The sequence below is a fragment of the Sphingomonas sp. SUN019 genome, from assembly GCF_024758705.1.
Lineage (GTDB): Bacteria > Pseudomonadota > Alphaproteobacteria > Sphingomonadales > Sphingomonadaceae > Sphingomonas.
The window spans coordinates 1,878,484-1,898,140 of the sequence record NZ_CP096971.1; the positions used below are offsets into that span (position 1 = coordinate 1,878,484).

17 protein-coding genes are annotated in these 19,657 nt (G+C 67.1%); 1 reads left to right on the forward strand and 16 read right to left on the reverse strand.

The genetic code is table 11. The annotated features are described in order from the left end of the window. Window positions 1–2: 2 nt before the first annotated feature. From M0208_RS09065 to M0208_RS09125, 13 genes are all read right to left on the reverse strand, one after another. On the reverse strand, window positions 3–437 hold the full coding sequence (locus M0208_RS09065; RefSeq protein WP_258891383.1) for a biotin/lipoyl-containing protein: 435 nt from the start codon (window positions 435–437) through the stop codon (window positions 3–5). After that, on the reverse strand, window positions 434–1,474 hold the full coding sequence (locus M0208_RS09070) for a PEP/pyruvate-binding domain-containing protein (RefSeq protein ID WP_258891384.1): 1,041 nt from the start codon (window positions 1,472–1,474) through the stop codon (window positions 434–436). Before M0208_RS09070 ends, M0208_RS09065 begins: the two co-directional genes overlap by 4 nt. Beyond that, a complete protein-coding gene (locus tag M0208_RS09075; RefSeq protein ID WP_258891385.1) occupies window positions 1,467–3,299 on the reverse strand; it encodes a PEP-utilizing enzyme in 1,833 nt (610 codons plus the stop codon). The genes M0208_RS09070 and M0208_RS09075 overlap by 8 nt, the downstream gene beginning before the upstream one ends. 10 nt (window positions 3,300–3,309) lie before the next feature. Further along, window positions 3,310–4,311 (reverse strand): alcohol dehydrogenase catalytic domain-containing protein, encoded by a 1,002-nt coding sequence (locus M0208_RS09080; protein ID WP_258891386.1) that lies wholly within the window; start codon window positions 4,309–4,311, stop codon window positions 3,310–3,312. Beyond that, the gene (locus M0208_RS09085) at window positions 4,311–5,432 is read right to left on the reverse strand and encodes an NAD(P)-dependent alcohol dehydrogenase (RefSeq protein ID WP_258891387.1); all 1,122 of its coding nucleotides are present in this window, start codon (window positions 5,430–5,432) and stop codon (window positions 4,311–4,313) included. The genes M0208_RS09080 and M0208_RS09085 overlap by 1 nt, the downstream gene beginning before the upstream one ends. 1 nt (window position 5,433) lies before the next feature. Beyond that, window positions 5,434–6,273 carry an SDR family NAD(P)-dependent oxidoreductase gene (locus tag M0208_RS09090; RefSeq protein WP_258891388.1) on the reverse strand — a complete coding sequence of 280 codons (840 nt, stop codon included), beginning with the start codon at window positions 6,271–6,273 and terminating at the stop codon, window positions 5,434–5,436. Beyond that, complete coding sequence (locus M0208_RS09095; RefSeq protein ID WP_258891389.1) at window positions 6,270–6,803, reverse strand: 2,4'-dihydroxyacetophenone dioxygenase family protein; 534 nt, start codon at window positions 6,801–6,803, stop codon at window positions 6,270–6,272. The genes M0208_RS09090 and M0208_RS09095 overlap by 4 nt, the downstream gene beginning before the upstream one ends. A 205-nt stretch (window positions 6,804–7,008) precedes the next feature. Next, window positions 7,009–7,542, reverse strand: coding sequence for a 2,4'-dihydroxyacetophenone dioxygenase family protein (locus tag M0208_RS09100; RefSeq protein WP_258891390.1), 534 nt, complete (start codon window positions 7,540–7,542; stop codon window positions 7,009–7,011). Between the two features lie 68 nt (window positions 7,543–7,610). Further along, window positions 7,611–10,172 carry a TonB-dependent receptor gene (locus M0208_RS09105; RefSeq protein ID WP_258891391.1) on the reverse strand — a complete coding sequence of 854 codons (2,562 nt, stop codon included), beginning with the start codon at window positions 10,170–10,172 and terminating at the stop codon, window positions 7,611–7,613. 143 nt (window positions 10,173–10,315) lie between these two features. Continuing rightward, window positions 10,316–11,248 carry a helix-turn-helix domain-containing protein gene (locus M0208_RS09110; RefSeq protein WP_258891392.1) on the reverse strand — a complete coding sequence of 311 codons (933 nt, stop codon included), beginning with the start codon at window positions 11,246–11,248 and terminating at the stop codon, window positions 10,316–10,318. Beyond that, window positions 11,245–12,492: an MFS transporter gene (locus M0208_RS09115; protein ID WP_258891393.1), complete on the reverse strand. Its 1,248-nt coding sequence runs from the start codon at window positions 12,490–12,492 to the stop codon at window positions 11,245–11,247. The genes M0208_RS09110 and M0208_RS09115 overlap by 4 nt, the downstream gene beginning before the upstream one ends. Window positions 12,493–12,597: 105 nt before the next feature. Further along, the gene (locus M0208_RS09120) at window positions 12,598–13,158 is read right to left on the reverse strand and encodes a VOC family protein (protein WP_258891394.1); all 561 of its coding nucleotides are present in this window, start codon (window positions 13,156–13,158) and stop codon (window positions 12,598–12,600) included. Beyond that, window positions 13,148–14,164: an NAD(P)-dependent alcohol dehydrogenase gene (locus M0208_RS09125; protein WP_258891395.1), complete on the reverse strand. Its 1,017-nt coding sequence runs from the start codon at window positions 14,162–14,164 to the stop codon at window positions 13,148–13,150. Before M0208_RS09125 ends, M0208_RS09120 begins: the two co-directional genes overlap by 11 nt. Before the next feature lie 169 nt (window positions 14,165–14,333). Here M0208_RS09125 and M0208_RS09130 point away from each other — a divergent pair, with 169 nt between their 5' ends. Beyond that, window positions 14,334–14,504 carry a hypothetical protein gene (locus M0208_RS09130; protein ID WP_258891396.1) on the forward strand — a complete coding sequence of 57 codons (171 nt, stop codon included), beginning with the start codon at window positions 14,334–14,336 and terminating at the stop codon, window positions 14,502–14,504. Window positions 14,505–14,507: 3 nt separating this feature from the next. Here the strand turns inward: M0208_RS09130 and M0208_RS09135 are convergent, their stop codons facing one another. From M0208_RS09135 to M0208_RS09145, 3 genes are read right to left on the reverse strand one after another with little or no spacing between them, the layout of a single operon-like run. Then, a complete protein-coding gene (locus M0208_RS09135) occupies window positions 14,508–14,771 on the reverse strand; it encodes a formate dehydrogenase subunit delta (protein WP_258891397.1) in 264 nt (87 codons plus the stop codon). After that, a complete protein-coding gene (gene fdhF / locus M0208_RS09140) occupies window positions 14,768–17,611 on the reverse strand; it encodes a formate dehydrogenase subunit alpha (protein ID WP_258891398.1) in 2,844 nt (947 codons plus the stop codon). Before fdhF ends, M0208_RS09135 begins: the two co-directional genes overlap by 4 nt. A 5-nt stretch (window positions 17,612–17,616) precedes the next feature. After that, a complete protein-coding gene (locus M0208_RS09145; protein ID WP_408988086.1) occupies window positions 17,617–19,617 on the reverse strand; it encodes an NADH-ubiquinone oxidoreductase-F iron-sulfur binding region domain-containing protein in 2,001 nt (666 codons plus the stop codon). Between the last annotated feature and the right edge of the window lie 40 nt (window positions 19,618–19,657).

Consider the following 19,657-nt stretch of genomic DNA (forward strand, 5'->3'; position numbering starts at 1 on the left):
GGTCAATCCGGCCGGACGAGCAGCAGCGTCTCGCCGTGTTCGACCATCTCGCCGTTCGCGGCGACGATCTCCACCACCTCGCCCGTCACGCCGGCGCGTGCGGTGTTCATCAGCTTCATCACCTCGATGATGCCGATGATCGTGTCGGGTTCGACCCGTGCGCCGACCTCGACGAACGGCGGCTCGCCGGGACGCGGCGCGCGGTAGTAGATGCCGAGCAGGGGTGATTTTACCTCGACCAGCCCGTCGCGCGCGACGGGCGGCGGTGGCGGGGGTGCGATCTCGACTGGCGGCGGTGCGGCGCGTGGGGCGGACGGTGTAGCGCCGCTACGCACCAGATCAAGCTTCAGCCCGTCCATCTCGAGGCTCAGCCGGTCGAAGCGTGATCCTTCCAGCAAAGCGATAATGCGATCCACCTCGGCGCGGGTCAGCGTCATGGCCGTCTCCCGAACACGCCCAGCACATGCGCGAAGGGATTGTCAGTCGGTGCGGCGACGGGCGCGGTGGTGCGGTTCGACCAGATCGTTTCGGGGCGGCTCTGCAGCAGCAATACACGGCCGTCGCGGTCGACCGCCCATTCGATGTCCTGCGCCGCGCCATAATGGCGTTCGACCTTGCGGCCGATCTCGCGCAGTTGCTGCAGTGTCGCGTCGTCGACGCAGGCGATGCGGCGGCGGTCGTCGGGCACCGCGCGTTCCTCCACGCCGCCGCTGGCGACCGGGCGGTGTTCGATGTGCTTGTCGGAAATGTCGCGGGTGGAGATTTCGCCGGTGATCTTGCCGATCACCCAGCGGTCGGGCGTGACCTCGCCCGACACTACGGAGGATCCCAGCCCCCACGCGCCCTCGATCGTGACGACCGATTTGTCGCCGGTCGTCGGGCTGCGCGTGAACATCACTCCGGCGACCGAGGCATCGACCATCCGTTGCACCACCACCGCCATCGCAACGCCGCTTTCGGGAAACGCCTGTCGGCGGCGATAGGTGATGCTCTCGACCGAATAGAGGCTGCCCCAGCATTCCCGCACGCGTGCGACCAGATCGGCGGGGTCGATCACCCACAGGAACGTGTCCTGCAATCCGGCGAAGCTGGCGTCGGCGGCATCCTCGGTCGTGGCGGATGAGCGCACCGCGACCGGCGCTCCATCGCCGCCGCACAGTTCGTGGTGCGCCGCCAACAACGCGCCTTCCACCTCGGGGGGAAGCGGCTCTTCCACGACGCGCGTGCGCATTTCCTGCGACAGCGCGGTGACCGCGTCCAGATCGTCCGCATCGCACGTCTCGATCCGCGCGCGGACCGGCGCGCGCGCCTCCAGTGCGGCGAGGAACAGTTCGAACGCGCGCGTGGTCACGACGAAGCCGGGCGGGACCGCGATCCCCGCGCGGGTCAGTTCGCCGAGACTCGCGCCCTTGCCGCCAACGGTCGGGCGATCGGCAAGGCCGACGTCGGCGAACCACGCGATCGCCTCACGCATCCGCCAGCACCTCGTCGAGTATCGTCACCACCCCGCGGCCGCCATCGACGCGGATGCGCTGCCCGGTGCGGATGCGCTGCGTCGCGGACCCCGTGCCGACCACCGCGGGCAGGCCGTATTCGCGCGCGACGATCGCCATGTGGCTCATCGATCCGCCGATGTCGGATACCGCGGCGGCGATCTTCTGGAAGATCGGCGCCCAGCTCGGGTTGGTGACCTGACACACCAGGATCTCGCCCTGCCGGAGCGTGCCGATCTCCGCCGCGGAGGTGACGACGCGCGCCGGTCCTTCGACAACGCCCGACGATGCGGCGAACCCCTTCAGCTCGCGGCCATCGTCGTCGCCGTCGTCGTCCAGCCAGCGGTCGAGATTCTCGCGCGTGATGCCCCACAGCATGACGATCGCAGGGTCGTCGATCACGTCGGGCACGACGCCCAGCGCCGGGGGCACGCGGTGGTCGCCCCACGCCGCGATCGCCGCCTTGCGCTCCGCGACGATGCCGGGCCAGCGCTTTGGTCCCAGCGGCGGCGATCCGCTCGACCACGCGAGCGACAGGTCGACGATCGCGCTTTCGACCTCGTAATGCGTCAGGTGGAACACGTCGGCTTCCTCCGCGAAGAAGCCGTGGGTAGCGAGCAGCGCCCCGAATTCCCTGATCTTGTTGAAAAACAGGTTGGTGTACCAATGCTCGCAGTAGAATTTATGCCCCTCGACATAGGGGAAGACGCGGTGCGCCAGCGTAATGAGCTGATCGTATGTGGCGCGGTCGGCGTCGCTGTCGAGCAGGTCGCGGTAGTCGGCGACCAATTGATCGCGCTCGCGGATCAGTTGTTCGACCGGGCGATCGATCGTCTCCCCGGCGCGGACCTTGGCGATATAGCCGGGCAATGCCGAGAAGGGCATCGACAGATCATCGTTCCACGACCGGTGATAGTGATAGAAGCCGTCGCCGACGTTGACGTTGAACCACGGATCGCGGCTGGCCTGAAGCTCGTCGCGCCACGCCGCCCCGCTGTTACCCTGCGCGTCCAGCCCGGCGAACATCTCTTCGACGCTCATCCCTTCGCCGAACGCGCCGTCGACGCCGAGTTCGACCGCACGCCGCGCGAGGCGCCGCACTTCCTCGTCGGGGCGGAATATCTCCGCCTCCATTCCGGCGACCATGCGGCTGATCGTCTGGTCCGAAATCTCGGGAAAGGCGCGCTTGCAGAAATCGAAGAAGGTCAGATACGCGCCATAGCCGAGCAGCAGGAATTCGAAATGATGCTGCCACATCCGGTAATAGCCCTCGAGCTGACGCCGGTACGTGTCGAGCAACGCATGGTTCGACGCGACGCCCTTTCCGGTGTGCGTCGTCTCGATCGGTTCCCAGTCGGGGAGCTCGACCGGCGGCAGGGCCTGCGCCTCACCGATCAGCGCCTTCATCTTGACCTTCCACTGGTCGTACAGGCGCTCCCAATGTTCGTAATAATAGAAAGCGCGCTGCTGGAAGAGCTCCTGCCGCTCGGCGATCTCGACCGGATCGGTCACCGGCACGCCGCCGATATAGACCCGGCCGTTGACGATGCGGTGGTCGATGCCCTTGGTCGTCGGCAGGACGTGGACGCGGGTGTTGAACGCCCCCAGCGCGCAATAGGCGGCCTCGGCGGTGATCATGTCGAAATGATGCATCGGCTCGGGAAAATGCATCGAATTGTAGAACCAGAAGCGCGCGTCGTCGTCGGGGCCGAATTGCGTGTAGTAGGGATAGGCCGCCTGCGCCGCCTCCGTGCCCGGCACGACCGCCACCGAACTCGGCAGCGGAAAGCTTTTCTGCCCGGTCATCGGCTAATCCTCATGGCGCGATCAGCACCTTGCAATCGTGCGTGCGGCGTTTCAGCGCCTCGAAGCGGTCGGGGGTGTCGGCGAGCGCGATCGTGTCGGTTACCAGATGGCGCGGTTCGGCCGCGCCCGCGTCGAGCGCGTCGAGCGCGGCTTCATATTCCTGGACCGTGAAGAAGGCGGAGGTGACCAGCCGCACCTCCTTCGACAGCATCGCAAAGCTGTTGAACGTGTCGGGGCGGGTGCATAGCCCGAGCAGCAGGATCGTGCCGCGCGGGCGGACCTGTTCCACCGCCTGCGCGATCAGTCCGGGCAGGCCGACGCATTCGAACACCACGTCGGCCTTGCCGCCCAGCGCGCGTTCCGCTGCGGCGACCGGATCGTCCACGTCGACGACGAAGCCCGACGCGCCCATCGCGATCGCGCGGGTCTGCTGATGGTCGGCGATGTCCTGCACCACCACGTGCGCCGCACCCATGCGGCGCGCCCAGAACGCGACCGCCAGGCCGATCGGCCCCGCGCCAAGGATCAGTACGCGGTCGCCGGTACGCATCCCGCTCATGTTCACACCGTGCAGCGCCACCGCGAGCGGTTCGATGATCGCGCCGTCGGCGAGACTGGCGGATTTCGGCAGCAGCACGCACTGGTTCGGGCGCGTCACGGCATATTCGGCATAGCCGCCGCCCTGCAGCCCGAAGTGCGCGCACCACGCCGGTTCGCCCGCGAGACAGGAGGCGCATTCGCCACAGCTCGCCAGCGGGATCACTGACACCAGATCGCCGAGCGCGAGGCGTTCGACCCCGCGGCCCAGCGCGACGACCTCGCCGGCAAATTCGTGGCCCAGCACGTCGCCCGCCTTGCGCCCGTAGGTGGCGTCCTCGGTCATGTGCAGGTCCGATCCGCAGATGCCGCAGCGCGCGACGCGGACGACCACCTCGCCGTCCTGCGGCGTCGGGTCGGGGAGGGTTTCCACCGCCAGCGGCCGGTGCAGCCCCTGCATCACCGCGGCGCGCATCAGCCCTCCGCCGCCATGCGCAATACCGGCTTCACCACCTGCCCGCTTTCGCTCGCCGCAATCGCGGCGTCGATGTCGGCGAAGTCGAAATAGCCGATCAGCCGCTCGAACGGGAAACGCCCGGCGAGATGGAGGTCGATGAGTTCGGTCAGGAACGGGCCGACGTCGCTGTCGCCGCCGAGGATGCCCTTTACCGTCCGCCCGCCGCCCATGAACTGGCTTTCGTTGAAGACCAATTTGTCGGCCGGGTCGGACGCGCCGACGATGCCGAGCACGCCCTTTGGCGCGAGCAGGCCGAACGCATCCTCGATCACGCGTTTGATGCCGGTCGTGTCGAACGCATAGCCGACCCCCGTGGGGCAGAGGTCGCGGATCTTCGCGGGCGCATCCGCCTTGCCGTTGAACGCGTGCGTCGCGCCGAGCTCGCGCGCGAGCGCCAGCCGGTCGTCGTTCACGTCGACCGCGATGATCGGGTCCGCGCCGGCCACCTTCGCCGCCATGATCGCCGCCATCCCGACGGTTCCGGTGCCGAACACGACGATCGGCAGCCCCGCGCGCACCTTCATGCTGCGCAGCACCGCGCCCGCGCCGGTCATCAGCCCGCAGCCGATCGGCGCGAGCTGTTCCAGCGGCAGGTGCGCCGCGCGATCGGGCACGCGGACGACGTTGCGCTGGTGCGCGATCGCGTGCGTCGCGAACGCCGACTGGCCGAAGAAATTGGCGTTCATCGCCGCGCCGTCCGCGAACATCGTCGGCGTGCCGTCGGCGCGTGTTCCGGCCCAGTTTTCTGGGAAGAAATTGTAGCAATAGGTCGGCGCGTCGACGTCGCAGCTGGGACAATGACCGCAGCTGTTGAAACTCATCACGACGCGGTCGCCGGGTTTCGCGACGGTCACCTCTGCGCCGACCGCCTCGACGATGCCAGCGCCCTCATGGCCCAGCACGACCGGCAGCGGTACGGGCAGTTGCCCGTCGCGCACCGCCAGATCGGTGTGGCAGATGCCGCACGCGACGATGCGGATGCGCAGCTCGTCGGCGCGCAGCTCGTCGAGTTCGACCGTCTGGATCGCAAACGGCTGATCCTTGCCGCGGCAGATCGCGGCCTGTGCCCGGGTCGTCATGTCAATCCAGTGGCTTGACGGGGCCGAGCTGCATCCCGCCGTCGATCATCACATGGCTGCCGGTCATGTAGCTCGACGCGTCGGAGGCGAGCAGCAAAGCGAGCGGCTTGATCTGGTGCGTCTCCGCGACGCGGCCGACCGGCACCAGTTCGTCCCACGCTTTCCGCGCAGCCGGATTCTTCTTCAGCCAGCCGCCGCCGATGTTGGTGACGAACGGCCCCGGCGCGATCGCGTTGACGCGGATGCCATAGGCGGCGAGTTCGAACGCGGCGTGGCGCATGAAATGCTTCACCCCGGCCTTCGCCGCCATGTACGGCACGCCGACGATCGCCTCGTTCACCTCCGCCGCGTTCGACGAGGTGCAGACGATCGATCCGCCGCGACGATGCGCGTTCGCCTTCATCACGCGCGCCGCTTCGCGCACGGTATGGAACACGCCGGTCAGGTTGATCGCGATCGAGCGGTTCCAGCGTTCGGGATCGTACATGTCGATCTGCCCGTCGGGATTGCGCTTGTTTTCCGGCGACCAGAAGCCGTTGCCTGCGTCCCAGCCCGCATTGGCGAACGCGATGTCGCACCCGCCATAGGCCGCGACATGGCCATCGAAGGCGGCGGCGACCTGCGCGAGATCGCTCACGTCGCACGCCACCGCGCGCGCCTCGAACCCCTCGCCGCGCAACCGTGCCGCCTCGCGCTCCGCGCCTTCCGCATCGAGATCGGCGAGCGTCACCTTCGCCCCCGCCTCCGCCATTGCCTCGGTGTAGGCCAGCCCGATGCCAGACGCCGCGCCGGTGATCAGCGCCGAGCGTCCCGCGATGTCGAACTGGTCTAGCGTCTTCACAGGTACAATTGCTTGTTCGGCGTCAGCCCGTGTTCGCGGCAATACGTCTCATAGTGATTCATGAACCACCACACGTCGAGCGTCTCGACGTGATTGCCGTCGCCGTCGTAGAATTCGTTCGCGCCCTGCATCCAGAACAGCGCCTTCATCCCGTTCGGATCGTCGGTGACGAGCGTGTGCGCGGTGCCCGGCGTTTCGGTGATGAAGTCACCGGGGCGGCACACCCAGTCGTATTCGAGATAGCGGAACGACCCCTCCAGCCCGATCGCCCACACCGGCCCGCGGTGCTTGTGCGTGCCGATCACGCCGGGCGATTTGATCCACAGGATGTTGCAATAGGTGTTCTGGCGCACGTCGAACGACAGATGCCGGATCGCGGCATTGTCGCCGAACGGCACCCACGGGCTCTCCGCCTCGGACGATCCGACGTACGTACCCTCCTGCCCCTTGTCGCGGATCAGGTTCAGATACGGCTCGGCGATGTCGACGATCTTGTACGCGCTCGACGGCGGCGCGGTCATGGTGGCCATGATGTTCCTCGTTGACGTGCGATAAAACGCATTTTCTAAATCCTCCCCCGCCAGGGGGAGGTGCCGCCGACGGCGGCGGAGGGGGAGGTGAGCGACGACTTCGGTCGGGAGTCCGCCCCCTCCGACGCGCTACGCGCGCCACCTCCCCCTGGCGGGGGAGGATTGCTTGGTGTCGCCGGCGACCGGATGTCGACGCAATCCGATGTCACAGGTAGAGCTTTGGATTGAGTGGGATGCCGTGCTCGCGGCAGTAGCTCTCGTAATGGTGGATGAACCACCAGACGTCGGTGGTGTCGATCAGCACGGCGTTTTCGTCGTAGAATTCGATCGGTCCCTGCATCCAGCCGAACAGCTTGCATCCGGTGTCGGTGACGAGCGTGTGGCTCTCGCCCGGCACCTCGAGGATCAATCCGCCCGGCGAGGCGACCCAGTCATATTCGAGGTATTTCACGCTGCCTTCCAGGCAGACCATCATGATCGTGCCGCGGTGGAAATGCGTGCCGATGACGCCCGGCTCCTTGATCCACAGGATGTTGGAAAAGATGCCGGTGCGCACGTCGAACGCGAGATGCTTGATTGCGGCATTGTCGCCGAACGGCACCCACGGGCTGTCGACGTCGCTCTGCGCATCGATATAACGCCCGCCGGGGCTGAGCCGCGCAACGATCTCGCGGTGCGCGAAGGGGACGTCGACGATCTCGGCTTTCGACGAGGGCGGGGCGGTCATCACGGTGGCCATGGGGAGGCTCCTTTCGAGGTCGGTTGGTGGCGGGCTTACATATTATGATCGGCGCCGCCCCGGGCCGGTCAGAACTTGAACCCGAGCCGCGCGTACCATTCGGCCGGACGGCTGTAGGTGCCGTAGATCTGCCCGCCCGCGATCTGCGCCTGACCCGTCACCAGATAACGTTCGTCGGTCAGGTTCGTGCCGCCGATGGTCAGGTTCCAGTGTTCGTCGGGCGGGGTGTAGGTGACGCTGGCGTTGACGATGTCGGTGGTCGGCCGCAGCAGCAGGAACGTCCCCTCGGTATCGTTGCGCATCCCCGTGGTGTGGGTCCAGTCGCCCAGCAGCAGCAGCGTCCCGTCACCGACCGGCAGTTCGAGCCGCGGCGAGACGTTGATCTTCCAGTGCGGGGCCTTGGGCAGCGCAGAGCCGTCGCCCACGCCTTGCTGGAACGGGTTCGGCGCGACCTGCGCCGGGGCGAGCACCGTGGTGTAATAAGCGTCGAGGTAACCGACCGATCCGTTGATCGTGAAGCCGTCGGTCGGCGCGACCACCGCCTCCAGCTCGACGCCCTTGATCCGCGCATCGCCCGCATTCTGGATCGTCGGCGACACGCCCTGCTGGAAGTTCAGCTGGATGCCATTGTATTCGGTCGTGAAGGCGGCGAGGTTCAGCTGCAACCGGCGATCGAGCAGCGTCGATTTGACGCCGATCTCGTAAGTTTCAGCCTCCTCCTCGCCGAACGTCGGGGCGAACGGCAGCGGGTTCGACAGCCGCGTCGTCCAGCCGCCGGTCTTATACCCTTGCGCATACGAACCATACGCCATCACGTCGTCGGTCGGATACACCTGCGCGCCGACCTTAAACGAGAAGTTGTTGAACTTCTGCTTGTTGGGCGTGCCGGGATAGTAACGGAACGGCTGATCGGGGAACGGGAACCCCAGCGCGGTCGCACACGCGGCGCTCGGCGGGGTGCAGTTGAACAGTTTGTAGTTGAACCCGTTCACGTCGGACTGAAAGCCGTCGTAGCTCTTGTCCTCCTCGGTATAGCGGCCGCCGGCGGTGATCCCGAACAATTGGCTGATGCGCCAGTCGACCTGGCCGAACCCGGCATAAGCGTTGGTGTCGACATCGCCCGGCCCGTCCACTTGCAACAGTCCGGCCGAGAAGGTGACGTAATCGTTCAGCTTGCCCTTTTCCTTGAAGGCGTAGGCGCCGACGACGAAGTTCAATGTATCGTTCAGCAGGCTGCCCGACAGCTGCAGTTCCTGGCTCAGCTGATATTGCTTCACGCGGAAGCTGGTCTGCAGGATCGGCAGCGGCGAATTGTCGAGATCGACGCCCGCGGCGAACTTGATCCGGCGATAGGACGAGATCGATTTGACCAGCAGATCGGGCGTCACGTCGAATTCGAGCGAGAGCGCGACGCCGCCCTGTTTCAGCCGCGAGAAATTGTTGCCGTTGGCGAAGCTCTTGTCCTTGTCGGTGTTCACCCAGCGGCTGTCGTACGGCAGCAGATCGTTGTTGGGATCGGCGTCGACGTTGACGCTGCCGAGACCCGGCAGCGTGTTGTACCCGTTCACGCTGGATCGCGGACCGCACAGATTGGTCGCATTGCGCGCCGCGATCTGCGCCGGCGTCGCGCCGATGCAGAAATTGTAGAGCCCGGCGAACAGGAAGCCAGAACTGCCTGTCACCACGTCCAGCGCGGTGCCGGGGATGTTGTTCTGCGCCTCGCCCGCGAACGGACCCGGTATCGGGGTGACCGCCAGCACGGTGTTGGCGGTCGATTCCTGATCGATGTTGGTATAGTCGCCGGTCAGCGTCGCGCGGAACGTGCCGCCATTGTCCCAGTGCAGCTTCCCGCGCAGGTTCCACGCATTGTCGCCGCCCTGCCGATCGCGCGTTTCGTAATCCGCCGCGACGAAGCGCGTGAAGGAATCGGTCGCGCTGGGCGTATTCGGAAACTGTTCGCGCTTCTGATATCCCTTGCGGTTCATGATGCCGAACGCGAGCGAGGAGCTGAGCCCCTTGGCCAGCGGGATCTCCACTACGCCGCGCGCCTGCAGCCGTTCGAAACTGCCGCCGGTCACGTCGCCCTTGGCCTTGAACGTGTCGCCCGGCGTCGTGGTGACGATCGAGATCGCGCCGCCGATCGTGTTGCGCCCGAACAGCGTGCCCTGCGGCCCCTTCAGCACCTCGATCCGTTCGACGTCGAGCAGATCCTGGTTCGCGCCGATCGAGCGCCCGAGATAGACGCCATCGAGATACACGCCAACCGCGGGATCGATGTTGAACGCAAAGTCGCTCGCGCCGATGCCGCGGATCGTCGCGCCCAGCACCGCCGACGACCCCGAGAACGGGGTCGACGCGTCGAGCGTGACGTTGGGCGTGATCGCCGACAGGCCAGACACGTTGCCGATCGCGCGTTCCTGCAACGCCTCGCTGGTGAACGCGCTGATCGCGATCGGCACGTCTTGGACGCTTTCCGACCGGCGCTGCGCGGTGACGACGACGTCCTGGATGCCGCTGGCTTCGGCGGGCGGGGTGGCGGCGGGCGGCGCGTCCTGCGCCTGCGCCACGCCCGGCATCAGCAGCGCCACAGCCAATGCCCCCAACGAAACGTTGATTCTTGGATCGCGCATATCGGTTCCTCCCCAGCAGCCTCGCCCAGCGGCCTCGCTATTATCGCGATGGTCCGTGGGACTGATTCTAGGCGAGCGTTACGACGCGGTCTTGCACTGGCGCGAAATAGGGCCGGACTGGCGCGAAATCGCTGCCGCCCGGATTATGCCCCCGCGCGATAGGCGCTGGGGGTCCGGCCGTAGCGTTGACGGAAGCAGCGCGCGAAATAGGCGCTGTCGTTGAAGCCGAGGTCGAACGCGATCTCGGTCACGCTGATCGCGGAGTTGGAGGTCAGTATCTCCGCCGCACGCTCGAGCCGCTGTTCGGCGACATGCCCGGCCGGGGTGGTGCCCATCGCGGCGAAGACGTTCTGCACCGTGCGCGGGCTGATCCCCAGTTCCTCCGCGATCGTCGCAGCGCGCAGATCGGGATCGCCGAGCCGCGTGTCGACCAGCGCCAGCACACGCTCCCGCAAATGCCCGCCCCCCGCCAGCGGCCGTCCCACCGGCGCAATGTTGACCGCCAGCGCGGCGAGGTCGGCGAATACCGTCGCGACACCCGCCTGCCAATCGGGATCGGCGTGGCTCTGGTCGCCCTGATGCCACAGCGACAGCAGGAAATCGTGGAACACGCGTCCGCCCGCGCCCGCGCCCGAGATTGTCGTGCCCAGCCGGTCGTCCAATCCGCGTATCTTGTGTTCGATCAGCCGCCGCGGGAATTGCACGACCAGCAGTTCGTGCATGGCGAGATCGACGAGATACGGCCGCGCCGCCGACATGAGGACGAAATCGCCGGGATTGAGCAGCGCCTCGCGGCCGTTCTGCCGGTGACAACTGGTCCCGCGCCGCTGCAGGTGGAGCACGATCTGCTCTTCGTCGGCCGCCCGATCGGCGTCGCGGCCGACCTGCGCCGGGTCCGATCGCGGGCGGATCATGTTCAGGTCGCCGACCTTCCAGCGCCACATTTCGGCGGCGAAATCGGGCTTCGCGGTGTTGACCCAGGTGCCGGTATAGACGCGGTCGACCAGCTCATTCCAGAACGGCAGGCGTTCGGCCGGGGCAAGACCGAGCGTGTCGAATTTCTGCACTGCATTCATGCCGTCGCCTCCCGCAGCGCAGCCCCGCGCCGCGCCACGATCCGCGGCGCGGTCTCCCGCAGGCCGATCGCGACCAGGCCGCCCAGGATGGTCAGGACCAGCATGATCCACAGCGGTGCGGCGAGACTCGTGGCATCGGCCCAGCGGCCCGCGATCCACGGCGCCAGCACGCCACCCAGCACCTCGCCCGATCCCATGCACAGTCCAAGCGCGGTGGCGGTGCGGCGCGGATCTACGCTTTCCGACGGGACGGTCGCCATGAACAACGGGAAGATGCCGTTCAGGCCCCAGCCGAGGAAGAAGATCAGCGCCAGCCCCCATGCCGACCCACCGAAGAACATCGCCCCCAGCGGCAGGATTGCGCCGAGCAGCGGCATCGCGATCATCACCGGGCGGCGGCCGATACGGTCCGACAGGCCGGAGATCGCGAAGCTGCCGATCGTCGCCGATATGCCGAGCGTCCCCATCAGCCATTGCATCGTGCTGGGCGCATAGCCGCGCACCTCGGTCAGGTAGAGCGGCATGAACGCCCAGCAGGTGACGAGGTACGACACCATGATCACAGACATCGCGCAGCACAGCGCGACATTGCGATCGCGCAGCACCGCCCACGGCGATTCCTTTTCGGCTGCGGGATCCACCGGCGGCGGCGCGGCGGGCTCGCGAATCAAAAACCAGATCAATCCGGCGCTGATCAGGCCGGGAATCCCCGCTAGATAGAACGCCTCGCGCCAGCCGTAGGCGGCGGCGAACGACACCAGCAGCACCGGTGCGACGAACGATCCGAGCAGGTTGGAGCCGAAGTTCTGCGCGATGCCCTGCGCCAGGCCACGCCGTTCGGGCGTCACCTCGCTCGCCACCATCGCATGGCTGATCGGCATCACGCCGCCCTCCGCCGCGCCCATCAGCAGCCGCGCGCCGAGCAGCAACGCGAAGCTTTGCGCCAGACCGGTCAGGAACGAGCAGACCGAGAAGATCAATGTCGCCAGCACGAGCAACAGCTTGCGATTGCCGATCCGGTCGGACAGCCGCCCGATCCCGAACGCCGCCAATGCCCAGGTCAGCGACAGCGCGCTCTGCAGGATGCCGACCTGTTCGTTGCTCAGGCCCAGTTCGGGCTTCACGAACGGCATGAGGAAGTTGAGCGAATTGCGGTCGAAGAAGACGATGCCGAAGTTCAGGCTGAGCAACCCGACCAGCAACACCTGGTATGATGCGGATCGATTGCCGGCCTTGGTCGCCATCCTGTCCATCCCCTGATCCGCTGGTTTCGGGGCGTCACCCCGTCAGCGCGTCATTTTTGTACGCATAGCATACAATATCGCCTGCGGTTCGACAAGTCCGCCGCCTCACGCGAACGGACGGATCGGATCGGCGCCATCCCAGCCGATCGACGCGCGCCTGAAGGCGGTGAACGCGGCGTCCATACCGGGGGTGGCGGGGATCAGTTCGACGAAGTGCGGATGCTGTGGACCGCCATCGAGGTACGCGACGTGGCCGCCGGTCGGCACGCCGGCGGTGAAGGCGAGCGTATAGCCGCGCGCGACATAGGCGGCGGTTTCTGCCTCCACGTCGTCGACCGCGATCCCGACATGATGGAAACCGTATCCGCGCCGCTCGATCATCTCGCGATACACCGACGGGCAGTCGTCCTTCGGCTGGATCAGCTCGATCTGCATATGCCCCGCAAATGCCATCGCGATGCGCACGTCGGCGCGCGATGGCGCCCCGCGATAGACGTGATCGGGGCCGATGAAGCTATCGAGCAGGAACCACGGCCCGGTGCGCAGATCGCGTACCCACCAATCGATCGCCGCCTCCATGTCTTCCACGACATAGGCCATCTGCGCGATCCCGCCGACGCGCTGGCCGAAGCCGAGCAACCGGCCCGCGTGCGGATCAGTCGACACGGATCACCACCTTTCCGAACAGATCGGGCGAGGATTGATAGTCGTAGGCCTGCCGCGCTTCGTCGAACGCGAACACGCGGTCGATCGCAGGCTTGATCCCGGTCGTGTCGATCGCGCGGTTGAGCGCGATCGCCATCGCGGCCGATCCGACGAAGATGCCGCGCAGCGATGCGCCCTTAAACATCAGCGCGTGCGGGCCGGTTTCGCCGCTGCGCGTCAGCACGCCGATCAGCGCGACTTCGCCGTTGAAGCCGACCGCGGCCATCGATTGCGCCAGTGTTCCCGCCCCGCCGACCTCGACGACATGATCGACGCCGCCGCCCGCCAGCGTCGCCGCCGCCGCGCCCCAATCGGGCGTGGTGCGATAATTGATCGTCTCGTCCGCCCCCAGCGCACGGATGCGCGCCAGCTTCTCGTCCGACGACGATGTCGCGACGACGCGCGCGCCGGCTGCCTTCGCGATCGCCAGCGCGAGCAGCGACACGCCGCCGGTGCCGAGCACCAGCACGCTGCGCCCCGGCCCGACCGCGCGTGGCCCCTCCATCAGCGCATTCCACGCGGTGACGCCCGCGCACGGCAGGGTCGCGGCCTCCTCGAACGACAGGCTCGCCGCGATCGGCACGACGCCGCGTTCAGGCAGGACGACATATTCGCTCAACATCCCCGCCGCGGGCGGTGCGCCGAGCGCGACGCCGGGATTGGGATTGGGCGGTCCGGCCAGCCAGTTCTGGAAGAACGTCCCCGCGACGCGATCACCGGGCGCAAAGGCCGTGACGCCCTCGCCGACCGCTTCCACCTCGCCCGCGCCGTCGGACAGCGGCGTCAGGTCGCGGTCGATCGCGCCGCCGAAATACTGGCCCTTCACGATCAGCTGGTCGCGGTAGTTGAGCGAACACGCACGCACCCGGATCAGCACCTCGCCGGGGCCGAGCGCGGGCTTCGCCGCTTCCACCAGCGCCAGATCATCGAGCGAACCCGCGCCTGCCGCCAATCGCCACGTCTTCATCACCCTCTCCCATTTTTTCTGTACGCCACGCAAACAATCGCTAGATTGTATGCAAGGCAAGCGAATTCATGCACCGACGGACAAGGAGTGGACCTCGGAAATGATACCCGATCGCGCGCGCGCCACGCCTCCATCCGGACACGATTTTGCGTCCCGCCCGGTACTTGCCTTGGTTCCGGACAATCTTGAGACGTTGCTGACCGGCGTCATCGCACGGCTCCGGTCGCTGCCCGACGCAAGCCCCGATTGTCGCCGCGACGCGATGGCCGCAATCGCGATCGGTCGTGCGACGGGGTTGCTCAAGCCGCGGGCGCAGCTTGCGGCGGTCGAGTCGCGGTAGAACCTACCCAGCGTCGGATCCGCCCGCGAACACCGTCGCCGCGCTCTGCGCATCGGGCGTTCCGCGGTCCCGCAACAGCCGTACCGCGTCCGCCGCGATCGGCTCCAGTCCGTCCTCCACCGCGATGATCTGCGCGCGCATCCGTGGATCCCAGAACGCCGCGATATGGTCCGCGGTGGCCAGCGCCGCCGCCGCATCGCCCTGCACCGCCAGGTTCCGCGCGATCTGATTGGCCATGTAAATCAGGCGCTGGTCGGGCGACATCATTCCGCGGCGACCGTATCGATGCGGCGCGCGCGTTCCGCCTGCCGCGCATACGCCTCCTGCCAGTCGGACGGGCCGTTCGACGACGACACCTGCACCGCCGTCACCTTGTACTCAGGGCAATTGGTCGCCCAGTCCGAATAATCGGTGGTGATGACGTTGGCCTGCGTCACCGGATGGTGGAACGTCGTATAGACGACGCCCGGCGCGACGCGTTCGGTGACCAGCGCGCGCAGCGTCGTTTCCCCCGCGCGACTCTTCAGATTGACCCAGTCGCCGTCGCGAAGCCCGCGGTTCTCGGCATCGACCGGATGGATTTCCAGCCGGTCCTCCGGATGCCACACGACGTTGTCGGTCCGCCGCGTCTGCGCGCCGACATTGTAATGGCTGAGGATGCGCCCGGTCGTCAGCAGCAACGGATAGCGCGGGCCGGTCTTCTCGTCGGTCGGGATATAGTCGGTGACGACGAAATGCCCCTTGCCGCGCACGAACGCGTCGATGTGCATCGTCGGCGTGCCCGCCGGGTTCGCGTCGGTCGCGGGCCATTGCAGCGAGCCATGTTCGTCGAGCGCGGCATAGCTCACGCGCGCGAAGGTGGGCGTCAGCGCGGCGATCTCGTCCATGATCTCCGACGGGTGCGCATAGTCCCACGCAAGCCCCATCGCTTGCGCGACCAGTTGCACGATCGCCCAGTCGGCATGACCGTTCTTCGGCTGCATCACCTGCCGCACGCGCTGGATGCGGCGTTCGGCGTTGGTGAACGTCCCGTCTTTCTCCAGAAAGGTGGAGCCGGGCAGGAAAACATGCGCGTAATTGGCGGTTTCGTTCAGGAACAGATCCTGCACCACGACGCATTCCATCGCCGCCAGCCCCGCCGCGACATGCTGCGTGTTCGGGTCGGACTGGAGGATATCCTCGCCCTGGATGAACAACGCCTTGAACGTCCCGTCGGTCGCGGCGTCGAGCATGTTGGGGATGCGCAGGCCCGGTTCGGCGTCGAGCGACACGCCCCACGCCTGCTCGAACAGCGCGCGTGTTTCCGGGTCCGAGACGTGGCGATAGCCCGAATATTCGTGCGGGAAGCTGCCCATGTCGCACGCGCCCTGAACATTGTTCTGCCCGCGCAGCGGGTTCACCCCCGCGCCCTCGATCCCGACATTGCCGGTCGCCATCGCCAGGTTGGCGATCGCGATGACGGTCGACGATCCCTGGCTGTGTTCGGTCACGCCGAGGCCATAATAGATCGCGGCCTTGCCGCCCGTCGCATACAGCCGCGCGGCGGCGCGAAGGTCGGCGGCGGGGACGTTCGTCAGCGCCTCGGTCGCCTCGGGAGAACGCTCGGGTTGCGCGACGAAGGCGGCCCATTCGCTGAATTCGTCCCAGTCGCAGCGGGTGCGGACATAGTCTTCGTCCGCCAGCCCCTCGGTCACCACGACATGCGCCATCGCGGTCAGGACCGCGACGTTGGTGCCAGGCTTCAGCGGCAGATGATGCTCGGCCTCGACGTGTGGGGTGCGCACGATGTCGGTGCGGCGCGGATCGATCACGATCAGCCGCGCGCCTTCTCGCAATCGCTGCTTCATCCGGCTGGCGAACACCGGATGCCCGTCAGTCGGGTTGGCGCCGATCACGACGATCACGTCGGCGGCCATCACGCTGTCGAAATCCTGCGTGCCGGCCGACGTGCCGAACGTCGTCTTCAGGCCATAGCCGGTCGGCGAATGGCAGACGCGCGCGCAGGTATCGACGTTGTTGTTGCCGAACCCCTGCCGGATCAGTTTCTGAACGAGGTACGTTTCTTCGTTGGTGCAGCGCGACGAAGTGATCCCGCCGACGCTGCGCGTGCCGTATTTCGCCTGGATGCGGCGAAATTCGTGTGCCGTATGCGCGATCGCCGCCTCCCACGACACTTCGCGCCACGGTTGATCGACACTTTCGCGGATCATCGGGTTCAGCACGCGCTCGGCGTGGTTGGCGTAGCCCCAGGCGAAGCGACCCTTCACGCAGCTATGCCCGCGATTGGCCTTCCCCTCCTTCCACGGCACCATCCGGACGAGCTGTTCACCGCGCATTTCCGCGCGGAACGTGCAGCCGACCCCGCAATAGGCGCAGGTGGTGACGACAGCGCGATCGGGCGTGCCGACCTTTTCGACTTCCTTCTCGATCAGCGCGGAGGTCGGGCACGCCTGCACGCACGCGCCGCACGACACGCATTCGGAGCTGAGGAACCCTTCGTCCTGGCTGGCCGCAATGTGGCTCGCGAAGCCGCGCCCGTCGACGGTCAGCGCGAACGTCCCCTGCACTTCATCGCACGCGCGGACGCAACGCGAACAGACGATGCATTTGGTCGGGTCGAAGGTGAAATAGGGGTTCGTCTCGTCCTTGCATCCTTCGAGATGGTTCTCGCCGTCATAACCGTAGCGGACGTCGCGCAAGCCCACCGCACCCGCGACATCCTGCAATTCGCAATCGCCGTTCGCCGAACACGTCAGGCAATCGAGCGGGTGGTCGGAGATGTAGAGCTCCATCACGCCGCGGCGTAGCTGCGTCAGCCGCTCGCTCTGCGTGCTGACGCGCATGCCGGGCGCGACCGGCGTGGTGCAGGATGCGGGATAGCCCGTGCGGCCCTCGATCTCGACCAGGCAGACGCGGCACGATCCGAACGCCTCCAGATTGTCCGACGCGCACAGTTTCGGGATGGTCGTGCCCGCCAGCGCGGCGGCGCGCATCACCGACGTTCCTTCGGGCACTGCGATCGTCTGACCGTCGATGGTCAGCGTCACCGTCGCGGCCGCAGGAGCCGCCGCCTTTGTGCCGAGGTCGATTTCGCCGAGCCATGCCATCGTCGTTACTCCGCCGCCTGCTGAATCGGCGCGTGCCCGAAATCCTCCGGGAAATGTTCCAGCGCGCTCAGCACCGGATAGGGCGTGAAGCCGCCCAGCGCGCACAGCGAGCCGAACTTCATCGTATCGCACAGATCGCGCAGCAATTGCACCTCGTCCGCCGCGCTGCGCGATTTCGCGCGCGCGTTGCGCATCTGCGGCAGCGCCTCCACCTCATCGCCGTCGCGCCCGGCCCCGGCGATGATGCGGTCGATCAATTCCACCCCGCGGGTCGATCCGATCCGGCACGGCGTGCATTTGCCGCAGCTCTCGACCGCGCAGAATTCCATCGCGAACCGCGCCATCCGCGCCATGTCGACGCTGTCGTCGAACACCGTGATCCCGGCGTGCCCGATCAGCCCGCCCGCCGCGGCGAACGTCTCGTAATCGAACGGCAGATCGAACGCGGACGGCGGGAAATACGCGCCGAGCGGGCCGCCGACCTGCACCGCCCGCACCGGCCGGCCGCTCGCCGTCCCGCCGCCGATATCCTCGACCAGTTCGCGCAAGCTTATGCCGAAACCAACCTCGAACAGCCCGCCGTGCTTCACGTTACCGGCAAGCTGCACCGGCATCGTCCCGCGCGACCGGCCGAAGCCGACCGCGGCATAACGCTCCGGTCCCTCGGCCAGGATGAACGGGACCGCGGCGAGGCTCAGCACGTTGTTGATGACGGTCGGCCGGCCGAACAGTCCGGCGATCGCGGGCAGCGGCGGCTTCGCGCGCACCTGCCCGCGCTTGCCCTCGATCGAATCGAGCAGCGCGGTTTCCTCGCCGCAGACATACGCGCCTGCACCCACGCGCACCTCCAGCGTGAACGGCGCGACGACGGCCGCGCTGGCGCGGATCGCCGCCTCCATCGCACGGATCGCGTGAGGATATTCGGAGCGGATATAGATGTAGCCGTGGCCTGCGCCGACCGCGTATGCGGCGATCGCCATGCCCTCGATCAGGCAGAACGGATCGCCCTCCATCAGCATCCGGTCCGCGAAGGTGCCACTGTCGCCCTCGTCCGCGTTGCACACGATGAACTTCTCTTGCGCAGGCGTATCGAGCACGGTCTGCCATTTGATCCCGGTCGGGAACCCCGCACCGCCGCGCCCGCGCAGGCCGGACTGCTTCACCGCATCGACCACCGCCTGCGGCGACGCCGCGCGCGCCGCGTCCAGTCCCGCCCAGCCGCCATGCGCGGCATAATCGTCGAGGCTCAGCGGATCGATGACGCCGACACGCGCGAAGGTGAAACGCTGCTGGCGCGCGAAGAACGGCAGCGCGGCGACGTCGCCGATCCGGTTCGGGTGGCTGCCGTCGAGGATGCGATCGACGTCGTCCGCGGTGACCGGACCGTAACCGATCCGGCCTTCGGGGGTCTCGACTTCGACCAAAGGCTCGATCGAGAACAGCCCGCGGCTGCCGGTGCGCACGACGCTCGCACCGGCAAGCGCAAACGCGTCCGCCACCGCATCCGCGCCGAGCGCGACCGACGCCATATCACCCGAGATGTAGACGCGCGTGCCCGGTGCGACGGTCGCCGGGGGCACGGCGTCACGGGAGGGCATCAGATCATCGGCATCGCCGACGCCCGCCACCGGCACACCGTCGACCAGCGCCGACGGTCCGATCGCGCACAGTCCAAGGCAATAGACCGGTTCGGTCGCGACCCCCGCCGCCGCAATCCGCGCCGCCGCCGCGTCGACGCCGCGCGCTTGGCACGCCTCTGCGCGGCACAATTTGATGACTGGCCCCGCGGCCTTCTCGGCGCGGAAATCGTGGTAGAAACTGATGACGCCGTGCACTTCGGCGCGGCTCAGGTTCAGCGCGTGTGCGATGATCGGCACCGCATCGGCGGGAACATGGCCGAGCGATTGCTGGATCGCATGAAGCAGCGGCAGCAACGCGCCGCGCTCGGTCGCATAACGCGCCGCCAGCGTCTCGACTTCCGCACGGTCCTGTGGCGTCAGCGCCATTCCCGTTCCCTTCGCCCCCAGGATAGAGGACGCCCGGGCG